17 protein-coding genes and 1 riboswitch are annotated in these 16,886 nt (G+C 37.5%); of the genes, 6 read left to right on the plus strand and 11 right to left on the minus strand.

Annotated elements, in window-relative coordinates; all coding sequences use genetic code 11:
* Positions 1-21: 21 nt before the first annotated feature.
* The 3 genes from menH to BMX63_RS00205 are packed head-to-tail and all read right to left on the minus strand — an operon-like array spanning position 22 to position 3,970.
* Positions 22-822: a 2-succinyl-6-hydroxy-2,4-cyclohexadiene-1-carboxylate synthase gene (menH, locus tag BMX63_RS00195; protein WP_093130773.1), complete on the minus strand. Its 801-nt coding sequence runs from the start codon at positions 820-822 to the stop codon at positions 22-24.
* The gene (gene menD, locus BMX63_RS00200; RefSeq protein WP_093130775.1) at positions 822-2,564 is read right to left on the minus strand and encodes a 2-succinyl-5-enolpyruvyl-6-hydroxy-3-cyclohexene-1-carboxylic-acid synthase; all 1,743 of its coding nucleotides are present in this window, start codon (positions 2,562-2,564) and stop codon (positions 822-824) included. Before menD ends, menH begins: the two co-directional genes overlap by 1 nt.
* Positions 2,561-3,970, minus strand: coding sequence for an isochorismate synthase (locus BMX63_RS00205; RefSeq protein WP_177167104.1), 1,410 nt, complete (start codon positions 3,968-3,970; stop codon positions 2,561-2,563). The genes menD and BMX63_RS00205 overlap by 4 nt, the downstream gene beginning before the upstream one ends.
* 267 nt (positions 3,971-4,237) lie before the next feature.
* On the opposite strand from BMX63_RS00205, the gene BMX63_RS00210 reads away from it, so the two are divergent.
* Positions 4,238-4,630, plus strand: a complete 393-nt coding sequence (locus tag BMX63_RS00210; RefSeq protein WP_093131601.1) for a hotdog fold thioesterase — start codon at positions 4,238-4,240, stop codon at positions 4,628-4,630.
* 51 nt (positions 4,631-4,681) lie between these two features.
* Here the strand turns inward: BMX63_RS00210 and BMX63_RS00215 are convergent, their stop codons facing one another.
* Together BMX63_RS00215 and BMX63_RS00220 are read right to left on the minus strand one after the other, a co-directional pair.
* Complete coding sequence (locus BMX63_RS00215) at positions 4,682-5,260, minus strand: ECF transporter S component (RefSeq protein ID WP_093130780.1); 579 nt, start codon at positions 5,258-5,260, stop codon at positions 4,682-4,684.
* 167 nt (positions 5,261-5,427) lie between these two features.
* Positions 5,428-5,577, minus strand: a riboswitch (FMN riboswitch).
* A 166-nt stretch (positions 5,578-5,743) separates the two neighbouring features.
* Positions 5,744-6,799, minus strand: coding sequence for a M20/M25/M40 family metallo-hydrolase (locus BMX63_RS00220; RefSeq protein ID WP_093130782.1), 1,056 nt, complete (start codon positions 6,797-6,799; stop codon positions 5,744-5,746).
* Positions 6,800-6,933: 134 nt separating this feature from the next.
* On the opposite strand from BMX63_RS00220, the gene BMX63_RS00225 reads away from it, so the two are divergent.
* Entirely contained in the window at positions 6,934-7,926 is a 993-nt protein-coding gene (locus BMX63_RS00225) for a potassium channel family protein (protein WP_177167105.1), read from the plus strand.
* On the opposite strand, the gene BMX63_RS00230 is transcribed toward BMX63_RS00225, so the two are convergent.
* The 4 genes from BMX63_RS00230 to yugI all read right to left on the minus strand — a co-directional run bounded on the left by BMX63_RS00230 (position 7,915) and on the right by yugI (position 11,967).
* A complete protein-coding gene (locus BMX63_RS00230; protein ID WP_093130786.1) occupies positions 7,915-8,319 on the minus strand; it encodes a YugN family protein in 405 nt (134 codons plus the stop codon). The genes BMX63_RS00225 and BMX63_RS00230 overlap by 12 nt on opposite strands.
* Positions 8,320-8,804: 485 nt before the next feature.
* The gene (locus BMX63_RS00235) at positions 8,805-10,154 is read right to left on the minus strand and encodes a glucose-6-phosphate isomerase (RefSeq protein WP_093130788.1); all 1,350 of its coding nucleotides are present in this window, start codon (positions 10,152-10,154) and stop codon (positions 8,805-8,807) included.
* A 73-nt stretch (positions 10,155-10,227) separates the two neighbouring features.
* Positions 10,228-11,391 (minus strand): iron-containing alcohol dehydrogenase, encoded by a 1,164-nt coding sequence (locus BMX63_RS00240; RefSeq protein ID WP_093130790.1) that lies wholly within the window; start codon positions 11,389-11,391, stop codon positions 10,228-10,230.
* Positions 11,392-11,571: 180 nt separating this feature from the next.
* Complete coding sequence (yugI, locus tag BMX63_RS00245) at positions 11,572-11,967, minus strand: S1 domain-containing post-transcriptional regulator GSP13 (protein ID WP_093130792.1); 396 nt, start codon at positions 11,965-11,967, stop codon at positions 11,572-11,574.
* Between the two features lie 542 nt (positions 11,968-12,509).
* Between yugI and BMX63_RS00250 the strand changes: the two genes are divergently transcribed.
* Positions 12,510-13,682, plus strand: a complete 1,173-nt coding sequence (locus BMX63_RS00250) for a MalY/PatB family protein (protein WP_093130794.1) — start codon at positions 12,510-12,512, stop codon at positions 13,680-13,682.
* A gap of 67 nt (positions 13,683-13,749) precedes the next feature.
* Here the strand turns inward: BMX63_RS00250 and BMX63_RS00255 are convergent, their stop codons facing one another.
* Complete coding sequence (locus BMX63_RS00255; protein WP_245732656.1) at positions 13,750-14,334, minus strand: superoxide dismutase family protein; 585 nt, start codon at positions 14,332-14,334, stop codon at positions 13,750-13,752.
* A 112-nt stretch (positions 14,335-14,446) separates the two neighbouring features.
* Positions 14,447-14,608 carry a hypothetical protein gene (locus BMX63_RS00260; protein WP_245732657.1) on the minus strand — a complete coding sequence of 54 codons (162 nt, stop codon included), beginning with the start codon at positions 14,606-14,608 and terminating at the stop codon, positions 14,447-14,449.
* 173 nt (positions 14,609-14,781) lie between these two features.
* Between BMX63_RS00260 and deoD the strand changes: the two genes are divergently transcribed.
* The 3 genes from deoD (at position 14,782) to BMX63_RS00275 (ending at position 16,824) form a co-directional block, all read left to right on the plus strand.
* Positions 14,782-15,489: a purine-nucleoside phosphorylase gene (gene deoD / locus BMX63_RS00265; RefSeq protein WP_093130798.1), complete on the plus strand. Its 708-nt coding sequence runs from the start codon at positions 14,782-14,784 to the stop codon at positions 15,487-15,489.
* 271 nt (positions 15,490-15,760) lie between these two features.
* Positions 15,761-16,135 (plus strand): YuzC family spore coat inner layer protein, encoded by a 375-nt coding sequence (locus BMX63_RS00270; protein ID WP_093130801.1) that lies wholly within the window; start codon positions 15,761-15,763, stop codon positions 16,133-16,135.
* 86 nt (positions 16,136-16,221) lie between these two features.
* Positions 16,222-16,824: a biotin transporter BioY gene (locus tag BMX63_RS00275; RefSeq protein ID WP_093130804.1), complete on the plus strand. Its 603-nt coding sequence runs from the start codon at positions 16,222-16,224 to the stop codon at positions 16,822-16,824.
* Positions 16,825-16,886 lie beyond the last annotated feature (62 nt).

Below are 16,886 nucleotides of genomic sequence, written 5' to 3' on the forward strand. Positions count from 1 at the left end.
CTCCTTAATTTCTTACTAAACTTATTTATGTAAGATGAAATCACTTACTATTTTACCAAAAATCTGTGGTTCTTCCACATGAATAGCATGTCCAGCATCTTTTATCAACTGATGCTCTCCATTTGGCAGGAGGTTTACCATTTCCCTATTTAAAGCTGTAAATTTTTCATCAAGCTCTCCAGTAATTAACAAAACTTTGAAGGTAAGCTTCTCAAGCTGATTCCACCAAGAAGGCTGACTGCCTGTCCCCATATAACGTAAAGATGCAGCGAGTCCTTTTGCATTATGACTAAGACGTTCCTGTTTCAACTGATTCTGAATTTGCTTTGGAAGGTGCTTTTGTGTTTCGAATAAGGGAATGTTTGTCCAATAAGAAACAAATGAAAACAATCCCTCATTTTCAAGTTTGATGGCCAGCTTCTCATCCCATTTTCGTCGGTTTTCCTGTTCGTCAACTGTTTTTAAGCCCGGTGAGGAACTTTCTAAAATCAATGATTCAACACATTGAGGATAGAGACATGCAAAAGATAATGCCGTTCTTCCTCCCATTGAATAACCAAGTAAATGAATATTATCAAGATCAAGTCTATTCATAATTTTGTATATATCATCACAAACCGTTTCTATTGAAAAGGGTTCATACGCTTTTGTCTTACCGTGACCGGGAAGATCAATGCTAATAACATGAAAGTTTTTACTCCATTGTTGAATAAACGGTGACCATGTTTTCGTTAAGCCTGTAAAACCGTGAAGGAGAACGAGTGGCTCACCTCTTCCTTCTTGTTCTACCCAATACTTTTTCGAGTCTATTTCAATATACATCAGCTTTCACCTAGTATATCCAATGCATGTTTTTCAATATGATCCCATTGTTTACGATGCCACTCTACATTTTCCCGGCGATCGGTTTGAACTTCTAAGACCTGTAAGCCACCGTCCTGATAGGCATGGTTAAGAGACTCCTTTAACTGCTCCAAGGATTCAACCTTCTCATGATGTCCCCCATACATGGTAATTACATGATTAAACTCTAAATCTAGAGGAGTACCAAATAAAACCTCAAAATGATTGGATGATTCCTTAGCTTGTGGTAGAAATGAAAAGATTCCTCCTCCATTATTGTTAATCAGAACAATCGTTAAATCAATCCCATACTGTTTAGCTATATGCAAACCATTTAAATCATGGAAAAAGGTTAAATCTCCTAAGAGTAATGTAACCTTTTTGCCGTGTGCGGCGGCCCCGACAGCTGATGAAACCGTACCATCAATTCCATTCGCTCCACGATTTCCTAATATTAAACCTTCCCTGTCAATAGTCGTAAAAAAGGTGTCTACATCTCGTATCGGCATGCTATTTCCTACAAATAATAAATGGTTATCCTGATAGACCTGATTAATAATTGATACAGTATGTCCCTCTGTTAATTCATCGCCCTCTATCCATTTATGTTTTATCATGTCGTTCATTTTGACCCATTTATCTGTCCAATCCGGATCCATTTCAATACTCGAACTCTGTTGGACCGATTGGGTGCAAAATTCTACTGGATCGCTATAAATATACTGTGTATTTTTAAGTGTCGGTTCTCGAAAACCTTCATATGCTTCTACAACGAAGTGAAGCATATGTGGGTTTTCTTCAATAAAGAAACGGTAAGGTTTGGAAACAGGCATTGCACCAAAGCGAATTATAAAATCAGGCTTAAGCTGCTTGCGTACTTTTTCACTCTTTAAAATCGTATCATAGCCTTCAATAATCAATTCTTTAGAATGACGACCCGTTCTCAATTGTGAAAGTGGATCAGCTAAAACAGGGATGTTCCATTTGTCGGCAAGTTGAGCTATACTTTCCCTGAAGCGAATATCTGTCTGAGGACCACAAACCAATAACCCTTGTTTTCCATCTTTAAGCTGGGACAGTATCATTTTCAGCTTATTCTCATATAAAGTACGTTTTCCCGAAAAATAAGGTAAATAAACATCTTTTGTCGAACTTTCCCAAATATTTGGCAATGAAAAATCAGGAACAAGGGGTTCTCGCAATGGAAAATTCAATTGAACCGGTCCGGGATTACCTTGATGAGCTGTGGAAACTGCTCGTGATGCCATGCTTCTGGCGTAATTTAACATCGCTTCACTTTTATCTGGTAAAGCCATTTCATGAAACCATTTCACATAATCCCCATACATTTTGATCTGATCAATTGCCTGGGGAGCACCAACATCTCTTAGTTCATGCGGGCGATCAGCTGTTAAAACAACCAATGGAACCCGGCTATAAAAGGCTTCAATAATAGCTGGATAGTAATTAGCTGTAGCAGTACCGGATGTACATACCAAAGCGACAGGGCGCTTTTGCTCCTTAGCCATTCCTAAGGCAAAAAAAGCTGCTGATCGTTCATCCAGATTGACCCAATGCCTGATGGATGTATGTTCGGCAAAAGTAAGTGATAGAGGTGTTGAACGTGAACCAGGAGAAATCACAACATCCTTAATTCCACTTCTTACAAGCTCATCCACAAATTGAGCAACATAATAGGTTAAATTCTCTTGGTGACTCATTGTAATCCTCCTAGCGCCATGAGCATTGGTAAAAATTTAATCTCGGTTTCCTGAAATTCTTTTTCCGCGTCAGAGTCCCTTACAATACCGCATCCCGCAAATAAAGATGCTTCATCACCCTGTATTAAACCTGAGCGAATCGCAACAGCAAACTCACCGTTATCCATAGCATCCATCCAGCCAATCGGAGCAGAATACCAGCCTCTTGATAAGTTTTCTTCCTGCTGAATAAACGTAAGAGCTTTATCCCTCGGAACGCCCCCCATAGCCGGAGTAGGGTGAAGCCTTCTTACTACTTCTAATATTGAGTGCCCTTCCTTTAAAACACCTTGTACTGGTGTATATAAATGCTGCAGATTTCTGAGCTTATAAAGTACCGGGGATTCTGGCACCTGTACTTTGACACTGCATGCTTCAACTGCCTGTTTAATCATATCCACTACAAATGCATGCTCCATTCGGTTTTTATCATCATCAAGGAGCTGTTTTCCTAACCTTTCATCTTCTTTTAATGTTTTTCCTCTAGGGGAAGTACCTGCAAGACAAGTCGATAACAAGTGACGATTTTCTACTTTCACCAATCTTTCCGGTGTAGCACCAATAAAGCAATCATCTTCACTTTCTATCGCAAATATATAGCTTTGTTTTTGCTGTTCTAATAAGTTTTCCAAAACATAAGAAACAGGGATGTTACGATTAAAGGAAACACGTAGTTCGCGAGCCAGAACAACCTTTTCCATCACATTATTTTCTATCGTTCCTGTTGCTTTTTTAACCGTTCTTTTCCACTCATCAGCGTTAATAGCTTGCTGATTCATAATCGCTAAGGGATTATGTGCATGTTTGGTCTCTCGTTTAATCGTTTCCAGCATTTTTACAAACGCGCAGCTGGAATCCTCTATGTCAAGCTCTTTGTCTAACCATACATGATAAGTTAAAAAAGCTTCATTTTTATCAATGGTAATTAAATATTCCGGTAAAGTCATTTGTGTATTAGAATAATTACGCCAGAGCTGACTGGATTCTTCAGGATTAAAGGAAAAACCCCCCATAAAAACAGGACCAGTACCAGGATGCTTATATGGATTATCAACATAAATTGAGTTCAACATCTTTTTCCAATTAGAATGAACCTGTTTAAACCGATTGGAGTTCGTATCTTCTGTTCCATTAAACGAATAAACAGATCCTAATCCAATAAGAGTCACCTCATCTTCAGGACTCGTCCAAAAAATTCGCGAGCCTTTAAAAGATTGGGTATTTTGAAAAACAGCAATCGGGCTGATTTGATCAACACCTGCTATTTTTTCTGTATAGCTAAACAACTGTGGCGTATCCTCATGAGCCCTTTGACCGATAGCTTCATTTATTGATTCGGTAAACCGTTGCTGTTTGGTTTGAATCATTTTCATTACCTCCAAAACAAAAGGGACTTACGTTTTATTTTATCTTTATTTTAACACGGATTAGGAAATCCAATCTCATTTTAATCTCTTTTTGACCGTATCTCAAGCAGTTACCATTGTAAGCGATAATTCTACGTTTTTCTGAAGACTTACTATCCTATTTTCTTTTTTTGATTGCCTTCGTGATACTGGTATAGGGCTATTACTGTCTGCGTATACATGGTAAACTTAATACATAAAGTACTGAAGGAGAGGATACGAATGGAAATGCAGACATCGAATACGTTATTAGAAGCATTAGACATAGAAATGGTTGAAATGAGTCCTGAACGAGTTGTATTATCTATGCCCGTTGGCCCAAAAACCCATCAGCCATTAGGGTATTTACACGGTGGGGCCAGTGTTGCATTAGCTGAAACCGCTGCCAGTATAGGTGGTGCTTTAAATATTGACTCCGAGACGCAAAATGTCTTTGGGATTGAGATTAATGCCAACCATTTAAAAAGCAAACGTTCCGGAATGGTTACGGGAACTGCTGAACCGATACATATTGGAAGTCGGACTATGGTTTGGGAAGTTAAGATTCAGGATGAAGAACAACATGTCATTTCCATTTCCAGGTGTACTCTTGGCGTGGTCACCAAACGTTCTAAAGCGTAATACACAGAAAAGGAGTTATCTCATTATATGTTGAGATAACTCCTTTTTTGGTTACCTGGCCAAATTCATTTGTTTTTCTTCTATCCACGGCTTCATTTTCACAAAAACAGGAATGAGCAATAAGGCTACAACCATTCCTTTTATAGCATTAAACGGAAGAATCCCGACTAATACCGCTGATAATTTAACAGTGTGACTCATCGTATCCCAGCCCATGAACCATGAATAGGCTGGTAAAATAAGAAAATAATTTAATAAGGACATCCCAATTGCCATAACAACGGTACTGGTTACAATACCTGATATCACACTTTTTACCGTCTTATATTTGTGATACAAAACGGAAACGGGTAATACGAACATAGCACCAGCAATAAAATTGGAGACAACTCCTACTGGATCCCCTGCTCCTGAATAGAAAAAATAAATAACATTCTTCATTGCTTCGACAATGATACCCGCTATGGGTGAAAAAATAAATGCTGCGATAATGGCGGGTACATCACTAAAATCAATTTTCAGGTACCCAGGTAAAAACGGTAATGGAAAATTAAGCAGCATTAAGATCATGGCAATCGTTGATAAAAGAGCAATAATAATTAATTTTACTAAATGTGATGATTGACGCATCCTTTCTCCTCCTTCACTTTACCATTCAAATCTTAAAGTGAAGGGAAGCGACACCCAAACACAACTAAACCCTAAAGCCTGTACGGGGCTTTAGGGTAGGATAGCATTGGGAAATAAAGAAGACGAATTTTTGGTTATTACCAACGTCTTCGCTTCTTATTATCGCTTCACATCTTCTCCCATCCAGACTTTAACTGTCGGTCCCAGATTTTTCACTGGCTCAGCCGCTTGGTATAAACCTCACGGGTCACGGACTTAGAACTTATCTTAAGTTCATCACCGTCGGTCGGGAATTTCACCCTGCCCCGAAGATTGAATGGTTATTCATTTTTTATACACTTTTATTATAACGTAGATTTCTAAATTTGTATAGTATTTAGCATATAAAGGGAAGCATTCGTTTAGAATTATGAAATACATCTGGAAGAAAGCACCTGTTCTCCCCTTTAAACCCAGAGTAAAAAAAGATAAAATTTATCTGGATTAATCCTCTAGTGGATTTAATGATTCATTTCCCTTTAAGTTTACTATCATATCGACAAGTAAATCAATTTCCTCTTCCATATCTTTCATACTAACGGTTTCAACAGGAGAATGCATATAACGAAGGGGCAAGGAAACTAAAGCAATAGGAACACCTGCACCTGTATATCGCATTTTATCAGCGTCAGTACCTGTATTTCTTGGTGTAAGTTCATATTGCACATCCATATTTAGTTTAAAAGCTGAATTTTGCAGAAGCTGGTTGACTTTTCGATTAATAGGAGCACCTTTAGCTAAAACAGGGCCTTTTTCAAGTTGAATATCGCCATATTTGGTTGTATTTACTCCTGGATAATCCGTAGCGAATGTCACATCACAAGCAATGGCCATTGATGGCTTGATCCCGGCTGCAGCAAAATAAGCACCCCCCATATTTGTCTCCTCATTCACAGTACTGGTAGCATAAACACCAACTTGAATGTCCTTTTCGGATAACTTTCGTAAAACTTCTGCAACCATAAAGGCACCTGTTCGATTATCCAGACCTCTTCCTGTAATGTACCGATCCATGAGTACCTCTGGGTTTCGTTTATAAACAGCTAAGTCTCCTATCTGTACAAATTTCACTATCTCCTCTTTTGACTTAGCACCACAATCCACATATAAATCTTCAAATTCCAATTTTTCTTTTACTCCGCCATGATGTTCAGCATTTGCCCCAATTACACCCGTTAGCGTTTGATGAGCGCCTAAAATATTCACTTTCATGCCTACTGCAAGCTTTGGGCTAATGCCGCCCATCTTACCAATACGAAGGAAGCCATTCTCTTCAATCTTCGTAATAACAAATCCAATTTCATCAGAATGGCCAGCTAATAATACTTTAAAGTCCGCCTCAGGATTTAATACACCAATCACATTACCTGCATGATCTGTTTTGATTTCATCAGCATAGGGCCTTACATAGTTCATCCATTTTTTTTGAATGTCCATTTCCATACTTGATGGAGATGGGGTACTTAATAAGTCCATTAGAAAAGATTGATTCTGAAGCATGGTATTCACTCCTTGATGTATGTATTTAAATGGTTTTAGTTAAACTAATGCGTATGAGAAAAAGACAACACGTTAGCGAAAAAAGTATATCAAACTTAAGTTTTTATTGAAAGGTGCGGGAAAGGATGCTACAGATGTTTCTACGCTGGTATTTTCAAATTCCAATATATTTACGACTGCTATTAACTGTCATTTTTTTTATGTTTCTGTTTGGCTCTGTCATGCATTTGGTAGAACCTGATAATTTCCCCAGCCTTTTCGATGGTTTATGGTGGGCGTTTGTTACAGGATCAACAGTAGGTTATGGAGACTTTGTCCCATTAAGTATTGCCGGGAAACTTATTGGGATTTTAATGATTTTAGCAGGTGGTGGAATTGTTACATATTATATGGTCACAGTAGCTTCTGGAGCAGTAGAACGGGAAAAAGAGATGGATAAAGGAAATGTTGCTTATAAAGGAAGCGACCATATCGTCCTTATAGGCTGGAATGAGCGCTCGAGACAATTATTAAATATGATCAATGATTACAAACCCACTGAAGAAATTGTTTTAATCGATAATTCTTTAAAAAAAAGCCCTAAACACTACTATCATTTCCACTTTATTCAAGGAGATTCATCTTTAGATGATACGCTAAAAAAGGCAAATATTCCACAAGCAAGACAAGTGATGATCACCTCAGATCAATCAAGACCTGAAAAACAGGCCGATCAGTTAGCTATATTATCAACTGTTGCTGTAAGAGGAGTAAATCCAGACATTCCCATTGTTACGGAAATTTTAACCAAAAATCAAATTCCAAACGCAGAACGTGCAGGTGCTAATACCGTTATTCGTTCGAACGATTTTATGAGTACATTATTTTTTCATGAAGTTTATCGCTCCTACCCCGTAAAGCCGTTTGATATTATGCTGGAACAGTTAGCAAGCCAACAATACAACCAGCACGATCTTCCTGAGGAACAAGTAGGGAAAACCTTTTTGGAATGTTCAAATGATTATGTGAAAAAGGATGAATTATTATTGGGTATTATCCGGAAAGGGGATGTTTTGATTAATCCACCTTTCCAGATGAATCTTGAAAAAGGAGATCAACTTATTGTCCTTTCTTCTTTAAGAGAGTAGCGCATGTTCTACGGTTTTTATTAAGTCGTCACCTTTGCTCTGGATATCCTCGGGTACTTCTGTATCAGGATCAACAGGTGATTGAAATTGATTAATGGGCGCTGTTACATTCCCAATCATCGCATCTTCATCTGTGCCTGATGCATATTGGTGTCCTAATAAGAAGGGTCTGCCTACTCTTACTTGAACACCAGGCTCATCTAATTGACCAATCTCTGCATTAAATGGAATACGTAAAAAATAATAGGTTTCTTTACTTTGAAACGGGTAATCAAAATAACCATGATCATATTCCCAATTACTTCCTATGATAAAGTTAAGCGGCTTTAATTTATTTTCTAAATCATTTAATTCAAACACTTGATTTTCAATAGCTGAATCTAATTGAAGCATAACAACTCACCTTTTTCTTTAATGAAGTTATGCATAGTATACCCGCCAGTCCCTATTTACATAAAAAAAGGATTTGCCATATTATGACTAATGCCTTACCTTTTTATGACTATTTCTTCAATGTTTTGACGAAAAGCAAGTGCTAGAAGATATGCGAAAATTCACGTAAGAGGTGGGAATGAATCCTGTAAAGGCAGAATGAATGATGTTTTAAAAAAATCAGCTTTTTTGGAGAATGGTTGGGATGTTGATGAAGTGAAGGATAGATTCTTTAAAACAAAACCCCCTATTCCCGTACTATGGATAAGGAATAGAGGGTTTTATCCGATTGGGGGCTAATCGCAGTCCCTTCCACTTTTCTTTGTCCAGCTCCAGGGCCTAGCCCCTAGTCGATATAAGGAAACCCCATTACGTGGCAAAATACGCCACTCCATGGGGGTTCCTTATACGATCGGGGCTAATCGCAGTCCCTTCCGCTTTTCTTCTTACTTAAATCTTTGTTCCAGTTTTTCTTTTTCGTCTTCGAAGCCTGGTTTACCTAGTAGGGCGAACATGTTCTTTTTGTAGGCTTCTACACCTGGCTGGTCGAATGGGTTTACGCCCATTAGGTAGCCGCTGATGGCACAGGATTTTTCAAAGAAATATACAAGATAGCCGAATGTGTAGGCATCTAATTCAGGTACTTGGAGAATTAAGTTAGGAACCTGACCATCTGTATGAGCTAATAAAGTACCCTGGAAGGCCTTTTTATTAACATCATCAAAGGTCATGTCAGCAAGATAATTCAACCCATCTAAATTTTGCTCATCTTCAGGAACATCAATATCCTGACGAGGCTTTTCTACCTGTAATACCGTCTCAAACATTTGTTTACGTCCATCCTGAATAAATTGACCAAGGGAATGTAAATCTGTTGAGAAGTTTACGGATGAAGGATAGATACCTTTATCATCCTTCCCTTCACTTTCACCGTATAACTGCTTCCACCATTCTGAAAAATATTGAAGGGATGGCTCATAATTAACTAATAATTCAATGGACTTCCCTTTACGATACAAAATGTTACGAATAGCCGCATATTGATAGGCAGGGTTTGTTGATACATCATCATTATTAAGGTCCTTAGAAGCCTGTTCAGCACCTTTCATCATACTGGAAATATCGACACCTGTAACAGCAATGGGGAGTAACCCTACCGCTGTTAATACAGAATAGCGGCCACCAACATCATCAGGAATTACAAAAGTCTCATATCCTTCATCTGTAGCCAGCTTTTTCAAGGCTCCTTTTTCTTTGTCTGTCGTAGCAAAAATACGTTTTTTCGCTTCTTCTTCCCCATATTTTTCAATTAAGAACTTACGGAATACACGAAAGGCCATAGCAGGCTCCGTAGTCGTTCCACTTTTTGAAATAACATTTATGGAAACATCTTTTCCTTCTAAAACATCGAATAGTTCTTTAACATACGGTCCACTAATGTTATTACCCGCAAAAATTACTTGAGGATGTTTGCGTTGATCGTTTGAAAGCATGTTATAAAAAGAATGATTTAATGCTTCAATTGCTGCTTTGGCACCAAGATAAGAACCGCCTATTCCAATAACAAGTAAAACATCAGAATTTTGTTGAATTCTCTTGGCGGCCTTCTCAATTCTTTCAAATTCATCTTTATCATAATTTGTTGGAAGATCAAGCCAGCCTAAAAAGTCATTCCCCGCACCTGTCTGGTTATGTAACGTGTTATGAGCAGTTTTCACCGCATCATACATATATTCAAGTTCACGCTCTTGAACAAAATCCGTGGCATATTCATAACGAAAATCAATATGTGTCATATTTATTACTCCTTTGCAGTAGTTGGTTCAACCAATATTATAACGCGAATGATGTGTTACAAAACGCGAAATTTTATAACGATTTGCGTAAAATCTCTAAAACATCTTCCTTTTCCAGCTTATTAAAGTTGCCAAAAGCACCGTTAAACATGGCATGATCTGCGATTTGGTCAAATTTTGAATCATCAATATCATAATTAGCAAGACGATTTGGAGCTCCTAATGAATCCCAGAATTTACGAAGTTCATCAGCACCTTCCATGGCAATCTCTTTATCTGATTTTCCATCAGGATTAACATGGAATACACGTACGGCTAATTGTTTAAATCGTTCTGTGTTCACATCGATATTATGCTTCATCCAATTAGGGAAAAGAATCGCTAATCCACCTGCATGTGGAATATCATATACAGCTGATACGGCGTGTTCAATATTGTGAGTAGCCCAATCCCCACGATATCCCATTTGCAGCATTCCATTTAATGCAATAGTACCTGCGTAAAGAATAGTTTCACGATGGTCATAGGACTCCAGATTTTCCAGTAATTTAGGTGCTGTTTCAATAATGGATTGGAGAACTCCTTCACACATTCTGTCCTGAACAGGTGAATTTGTCGGCTGATGAAAATATTGTTCAAAAATATGAGTCATCATATCCACAATCCCGTACACTGTTTGATTTTCAGGTACTGTATACGTATTTTCCGGATCCAAAATGGAGAATTGAGGAAACAGTAGTGGGCTGCCCCAACCATATTTTTCATTTGTTTCCCAGTTCGTAATAACAGCTCCTGAATTCATCTCAGATCCAGTCGCAGCCAATGTTAGAACCGTGCCAAATGGTACAACTTCTTGAGGCTTGGCCTTTTTTGTTACAAAATCCCATGGATCACCATCATATTTGGCTGCTGCGGAAATCGTTTTGGTACAATCAATTACACTACCTCCACCTACAGCCAGAATAAAATCAACATCTTTCTGTTTGCAGATTTCTGCTCCCTTTTTCACCGTTGCTAAACGAGGATTAGGATCTACACCCGATAGTTCATGAACATTGATGTCTACTGACTCAAGCTCTTTTAGAACGTTATCATAAATTCCATTCTTTTTAATGCTTCCTCCACCATATACTAATAGTATATTCTTTGTATCCTCAGGAATTAAGTTTGGCAGGCTTTCTACTTGTCCTTTTCCAAACACAAGCTTTGTTGGATTGTAGAAAGTGAAATGATTCAAAGTCAAAAACTCCTTTCATAAAACCATTTATTTTATTATGTTTGATTTTTTTAGCAAAATCAATTCATAGGAAAAGAAGGACAGATTCACCTTATCCACCTCTGGAGATAAACCTGTCCCTGTACAAAAAAGGCATCGAGCCTGATTTTAACAATAAACCATCAGTCGATGCCAGTAATATTAACTACGGTATGTTTCTTCACGTTCTTTTGATTGTTTAATCCAATCCTCTAATTTATTCTTAAGCGTATTGAATCCTGCATTTGAATTTGTTGCTGATTGTTCTTTTGGCTGACTCGATTGCTTCGTTTCTGTTTGTTGCTTTTTAGGTGGCTCTTCTGCTGCACGAATGGAAAGTGAATATTTCCCTTCTTCCTCATTAATATTAAGTACTTTTACTTGCACAACATCTCCAACCTTTAAGTGATCATGAATATCTTTTACATAACCATGCGTTACTTCTGATATATGAACAAGTCCTTGTATATCATCATTGAGTGCAACAAATGCACCATAAGGTTGAATACCTGTTACTTTTCCTTCCAGAATCTGACCAACTGCTACATTTCCAACCATCACGAACAACTCCCGACTGTTTTTTCTCTTTTCATTACACAATTAATGATTTTATCATAAACCGGCAAGTCAAGCAAAAGCCCTTTCGTCCATAAATAACATATACTCTATATGTTTACATATAAATTTAGTTCTTTTAACCTACAAAAAACTCAAAAAATAATGTTTAAACAACGTATAATACGGTTATATTATAAATGTAAGACTTTCTCGTATTCCCCCTGTGTAGCAAAGCGTTTAAGCGCTTTGCTTTTTTTTGACTCTAAAATAAATATAGGGGACCAGGAAAAAATGCAGGAATGGCCACATCCAGTCTTATTAAAAAGCAATTAGCAAGAACTCTTCACCTTCTTATGATAAGTCAACTTCGACTCACTTCGTTGTGCTTTTTTATCTCCTAAGGCTTTCGTGTAATTCGTGCTTCACTAAACGGGAGCTTCTAACTTTTTTTCTCCTTCTCTTTTGAAAGTGAAAGATTTCTCATTTCCCTTTATTTTCGTTATGATATTAGTATCGATATGTAAAAAGAAGAGGTGATAGAAGTGGAGAAATTCCAGCAAAAATGGGACCGAACCGGAACAAGATCTGTAAAATGGGATTTATCGGAAACAATCTTTAAAAATAAAGATGTCCTCCCTATGTGGGTTGCTGACATGGATTTTCCTTCTGCTGACGCTGTTCAGGATGCAATTATCGAACGTGCTAAGCATAATATCTATGGTTATAACGTGATGGATCAACCATTAAAGAAGGCTATACATAGCTGGCTCAATAAACGGCATAACTGGGAGATAAATACCAACTGGCTTCTCTTCAGTCCAGGTGTTGTCACTTCCTTACACATGGTTGTTCAAGCCTTAACGAATGAAAAGGATCATATCTTAATCCAGACCCCGGTTTACCCGCCATTTTATGACGCTATCAAAAAACATGGTCGTAACCTGGTGAAAAACAGTCTTCAGTTAAAAGATGGAAAATATGAAATTGATTTTGATGATTTTGAGCAAAAAATAAAGGATCATCAAGTCTCCCTGTTTATTCTTTGTAGTCCACATAATCCCCTGGGACGTGTTTGGACAAAACAAGAGTTATCTAAGATGGGAGAAATTTGTTTGAAGCATAATGTTACCATTGTTTCAGATGAAATACACGGGGATTTAACCTATCATGAATATACCCATATACCACTAGGCTCCCTTTCAGAAGAATTAAGCCAAAATGTTGTGACCTGTATGGCTCCTTCAAAAACGTTTAACCTGGCAGGCTTGCAAGGATCTTATTTAGTTGTACCTAACAAAGATAATCGGGATAAAATCGAACAGCAGTTTAAGAGTCAAGGGCTCGGAATGCTCAATACCTTTGCTATTGTTGCTATGGAAGCTGCTTACTTACATGGAGAAGAATGGCTTGATCAATTACTGAAGGTTTTACAGGAAAATAAGCAATATGTCCAAAAAACTTTCCATGAAAATACAAATCTAATCAAGGTTTTAGATGCGGAAGGAACTTATCTTTTATGGCTGGATTGCCGAAATATGGGGTTAAGTTCCAGTGAGCTAAAACAATTTTTCCAATCCAAAGCTAAAGTGGGATTAAATGATGGGATTTCTTTTGGACATGAAGGTGACGGATTCATGCGTATGAATATTGCATGTCCTAAAGAAATAGTTATAGAAGGTGTACAGCGTATTTTGACTGCTTTGGACGAACGGTAATATACAAATGACGATAGATGTAAAAATGCTTGGAAAATTTCCAAGCATTTTTATAAGGCTCTTTGGTTTATTTATCTTTTTGTGGACCATCATCAGCTGGATTTGATGGAGTTTCTTTCTCATTGCTTTCTTCTAAAGTAATTTGGCCGCATGCTATTCGATTACCTGAATTGCCTCCTGGCTGTGTAATACCATCATCCTGATTCTCAGTAATTATTAAAGAAGTACCTTCCCCTTTTAATAAGGAATTTTTCCCATCTTTCAGCGTGGCCTCCTGCACAGTTACTTCAACATCAGATAATTTTCCATCTGGGTCCGCTTCAATATTAGGCATATCTCCAAGATGTGGACCTTCCGGGTGCATTAAACCATGGAGCTTAGAATCAGGATTTAAATGGTTTCCTGCCGATTTAAAGTCAGGTCCTTCACACTTTGGATATTCATGTACATGAATTCCATGTAGTCCAGGGTTAAGTCCTGATAAATTAAGAGTAATTTTAACACCTTTTGGATCTTCTGCTAAAGTGGCTTTTCCTAACGAATCACCATCCGGATTGTACATATCAATTTCAATCGGAGTACGGCTTTCATCCTGACAAGCAGTTAAAACAATCAGAAAAATGATAAAAAGTATGGCAAGGAACTTTTTCACAACCAACAACTACCTTTCTCATCATATGTTACAAAGGTAGTTTTACCAAAGACATGATAAATTAAACAGAGAGCAAAAACACTCCAATCCCTCTTGAATAGGAGTACTTCGTTTAATCATCCCGTTGATTGCTCTGATTAACCTTCATTTGATCTCCATATTGCTTATCAATTTTTTCCTGTTCCTTTTTTGAAACTTTAATGAACATTCGTGTCACAATAATCGCAATGACACAAAAAAACAAAACAACAATAATCCCTGGAAAATATTCCATTTTATCTTCTGGAAAATATAAAAACTCCATTCGTTTCTCACAACCTTTTAATCCTATTAAGTCAATTATAACAAAAATAAAAATGGAGCAAAATGTATGGTTGGATATTCATTTGTGTTTCGAATAGGTCTATGATAATTTTAACTTAGTTCAATCAGGAGGTTTGATAAATAATGAGTGTACATATTGGTGCGAAAAAAGGAGATATAGCAGATAAAATTTTATTACCAGGAGACCCGCTTAGAGCAAAATACATAGCTGAAACTTATTTGGAAGACGTTACTTGCTATAATGAAGTTCGCGGTATGTATGGTTTTACAGGAACCTATAAAGGTGAGCGAGTATCTGTACAGGGGACAGGTATGGGGGTACCTTCCATATCGATTTATGCAAACGAACTCATGCAGGAATATGATGTCCAAAAATTAATCCGTGTAGGCTCATGTGGAGCTTTGCAGGAAGATGTTAAGGTACGTGATGTTATACTTGCATCCACTTCTTCAACCGATTCCCAAATCAACCGGATGACTTTTGGAAACGTAGATTTCGCTCCGTCCGCTAATTTTAATCTGCTTAAAAACGCTTATGATGTAAGTGCTGAAAAAAACATCTCACCAAAAGTAGGAAACGTCTTCACAAGTGACAGTTTCTACCGGGACAATGCACAAAAATTTAATCAATTATTAGCTAAATATAATGTACTGGCTGTAGAAATGGAGACCACAGCCCTTTATACACTAGCTGCCAAATTCAATAGAGAAGCATTATCCATTTTAACTGTAAGTGATCATATCATAACTGGCGAAGAAACCACCGCTGAAGAAAGACAGACTACCTTTAACGACATGATGGAAATCGCACTGGAGGCGATTATTAAGTAGCACAGAAGAAGACACACTATAGACTAAAAATGTGTAACCCCCCTTATGCGCCTGACATTTGTCAGGGATAAGGGGATTTTTTGTATCATTACTAAATGGAACCAATGATTAAAGAAAAACAAGATAAAAGCAGAACCAGTTAATAGGGTTTTATCAATCATAGGCCAGCCATGTCGAATAATCATAAAAATAGGATTCATTTATCATCTTTGTAAGAAAGCACACAGCATCCTCCCCTCCTCATATATTAATGATTAAGGAGGATGATACGATGCACTATTTATTACCCCCATATTTTTATGTTCCAAGCTTCTTTAAAACCAAACAAGAAGAAAAAGTTATTAGACAAGATCCTTTTCCCGAAGTTGATACCGATCTCTTTACGGAATCAGCCCAGACTTTTCAAGTTCTCATGCAGGATGCTGAAAAGATTATAGAAAAAATTGCTAATTCTAAGGATTTCGCTTTTCATGTTATGGATGCAGCTCAAAAATCCGAACATGACAAGGTAAAAAATCTTATCAACAGTTTAGATATCTCTCACCAAGCTGAGGTCGATTATAATCCAGATAATATTCGAATAACATTACTTGCTCAAACACAGAATATGGATTGCTGCAAGCTGATTATGGCATTACACTGGTAGTAATGTTTTTTGTTAACCTTGAATAAAATGAGGTTGACAATATATAAACTCGCTCTTATGATGGTAAATAAAGGAGCGTGAGGAGCATGGACAAAAAATCGGGAAATGGCTTCCGTACCATTGATTTAACACTTGGTGCATTATTTGTAGGCTTGATGGCGATTGGAGCAAATATTGTTGTATGGTTGCCATTTCTAAAAATCACTTTTGGAGGAGCTACTGTCGAACTTACTCTTCAAACGTTTTTTGCAACATTAGCTGGTTTAATGCTGGGGAAAAGACTTGGAGCCTTTTCTATGTTTGTCTATTGCATGATTGGTATCATCGGGGTTCCTGTTTTCGCGGGTATGCAAGCTGGATTTGCTCAGTTAATTACCCCAACCGGCGGCTTTATACTATCATTTATGTTTGTTGCCTGGATAGCAGGCTATATTGTGGAAAAGAGTCCGTCTTCTTCTTTTGCTACATACCTACTATCTAGTTTTACTGCACTCGTCGTAAATTATGGAATTGGTACAACTTATCTATATTTTGCCTTAAATACGTGGATCGGCGGAAGTATATCCTACGTTGGATCCTGGGCCATGATGCTTCCATTTCTCATCAAAGACCTTGGTCTTACATTTCTGGTAGCCTCTTTGGCTGTCGTTTTGGTGAAACGAGTATCACTAACATTTAAACCTGCTTAGGTAATGATAAGACTTTAATATTCCAAAGATTAATAAAAACCAAAAATTAAAAACGGCCTCCA

Origin of the sequence: Salinibacillus kushneri, assembly GCF_900111405.1 — a bacterium.
Lineage (GTDB): Bacteria > Bacillota > Bacilli > Bacillales > Alkalibacillaceae > Salinibacillus > Salinibacillus kushneri.